Below are 2224 nucleotides of genomic sequence, written 5' to 3'. Positions count from 1 at the left end.
GGGCGCCCCCGCCGGTCTCTACTCTAACGTTAGGGTAGGGTTGACGGCGGCGAGGGCGGCCCGGCTGCCCCGCTGCTGCCGTTCCGGGGCCGACGGCGCCCCCGGCGAAGATCCGATCCTTGCGGGAGAGAGCGTGCGCGAGCCCATGACGCCGATCGCCGCCGCCTGCCCGCCGTGACCGTTCGCCCTCGGATGTGAGCCACCCGGCCGGCCGTGCGCGCCGCCCCGCCTCGCGTTCCTCTCCTTTCGACTTCCGGCCCGCCCCGCGGGCCGTCCGCGGGGCGCCGGCCCGGCCCCCGCGCCTCCTTCCCGCACGCCCCGACCTGCCGACGGGGTGTGCCCGAGCACGACGGGTACGCATCCTCTTGTCTTCCGCTGCTGTGACTCCCGCCGCGCGGCTGCGCGGCCTCAAGCCGGACTGGCTGAACAACCCGAAGGTCTGGCGCACCGAGGTGCTGGCCGGTCTGGTGGTCGCGCTCGCGTTGATTCCCGAGGCCATCTCGTTCTCGATCATCGCCGGTGTCGATCCCGCGATCGGCCTGTTCGCCTCCTTCACGATGGCCGTGACGATCGCGGTCGTCGGCGGTCGGCGGGCGATGATCTCCGCCGCCACCGGCGCCGTCGCCCTCGTCATCGCGCCCCTGAACCGCGAGCACGGCTTCGGCCACCTGGTCGCCGCGGTCATCCTCGCCGGTGTCTTCCAGATCGTCCTGGGCGCGCTGGGGGTGGCGAGGCTGATGCGGTTCATCCCGCGCTCGGTGATGGTCGGTTTCGTCAACTCGCTCGCCATCCTCATCTTCATGGCCCAGGTCCCCGAGATGCGGAACGTGCCGTGGGCGGTCTACCCGCTGATCACCGCCGGGCTGGCGCTGATGGTGTTCTTCCCCAGGGTCACCACCGTGATCCCGGCGCCGCTGGTCTCCATCGTCGTCCTGACCGTCGTCACGGTCGCGGCCGGGATCGCCGTGCCGACCGTCGGTGACAAGGGGGCCCTGCCGTCCTCGCTGCCCGTGCCCGGCCTGCCGGACGTGCCCTTCACCCTGGACACCCTGACGACGATCGCCCCGTACGCGTTCGCGATGGCGCTGGTCGGTCTGATGGAGTCGCTGATGACCGCGAAGCTGGTCGACGACATCACCGACACCCACTCCGACAAGACCCGGGAGTCCGTCGGCCAGGGCGTCGCCAACATCGTCACCGGCTTCTTCGGCGGCATGGGCGGATGCGCCATGATCGGCCAGACCATGATCAACGTGAAGGTCTCCGGAGCCCGCACCCGTCTGTCGACGTTCCTGGCGGGTGCCTTCCTGATGGTGCTGTGCATCGTCTTCGGCCCCGTCGTCTCCGACATCCCCATGGCCGCGCTGGTCGCCGTCATGGTCATGGTGTCGTTCGCGACGTTCGACTGGCACTCCGTCGCCCCGAAGACACTCCGGCGGATGCCCGCGGGGGAGATCACCGTCATGGTGGTCACCGTGGCCTGCGTCGTGGCCACCCACAACCTCGCCATCGGTGTCGTCGCCGGCTCGATCACCGCCATGGTCGTCTTCGCCAAGCGCGTCGCCCACCTCGCCGAGGTCACCGCCGTCACCGACCCCGACGGCACCACCGTGGTCTACCGGGTCACCGGCGAGCTGTTCTTCGCCTCCTCCAACGACCTGGTCGGCCGGTTCGACTACGCGGGTGACCCGGCGAAGGTCGTCATCGACCTGAGCTCGGCGCACATCTGGGACGCCTCCTCCGTCGCGGCCCTGGACGCGATCGAGGCCAAGTACGGGCAGCGCGGCAAGACCGTCGAGATCACCGGCCTCAACGACCCGAGCGCCCGGCTCCACGACAAGCTCAGCGGTGAACTGGCCGCCGGCCACTGACCGCACACGACCGGAGGGCCGTACACACCTGGACGACGCGGGCGTGGTTCACACGAAGGCGATGGCCGCTCCGGTCGCGACCGAGACCTTCGCGGCCCGCAGGAGTTGCAGGCAGACGTACGATTCGACCCCGTGACGCCGCCATCCTTCCGCGGCGGGCTCCTCGGCGTCGGCGGCTTCGAAGACCTCCGCGGAGTGCGGATCCGTGTCCTCGGGAAGACCGAGGGCTTCGGCGAGCCGCCGGGTTTCCGCGAGCAGCCGTACCGACGAGCCGAGGCAGCCGCCCGGCGCCTCGTCGTCGACGATGACGCGGGCGAAGTCGACGGGGACGTAGTAGCCCTCGCAGTCCGAAT

Annotated in this window: 1 protein-coding gene and 1 pseudogene; one reads left to right on the top strand and one right to left on the bottom strand. The window is 70.6% G+C overall.

Annotation, left to right across the window (positions count from 1 at the left end; all coding sequences use genetic code 11):
• Positions 1-380 precede the first annotated feature (380 nt).
• Entirely contained in the window at positions 381-1871 is a 1491-nt protein-coding gene (locus B7767_RS43410) for a SulP family inorganic anion transporter (RefSeq protein ID WP_085576569.1), read from the top strand.
• A gap of 48 nt (positions 1872-1919) precedes the next feature.
• On the opposite strand, the pseudogene B7767_RS47145 reads toward B7767_RS43410, so the two are convergent.
• Positions 1920-2224, bottom strand: a pseudogene (locus B7767_RS47145) (hypothetical protein); the annotation flags it as partial.

Source organism: Streptomyces sp. 13-12-16 (genome assembly GCF_002114215.1).
Classification (GTDB): domain Bacteria; phylum Actinomycetota; class Actinomycetes; order Streptomycetales; family Streptomycetaceae; genus Streptomyces.
Note: the sequence above shows the minus strand (reverse complement) of the source record. Positions and strands in the feature narration are given on the sequence as shown.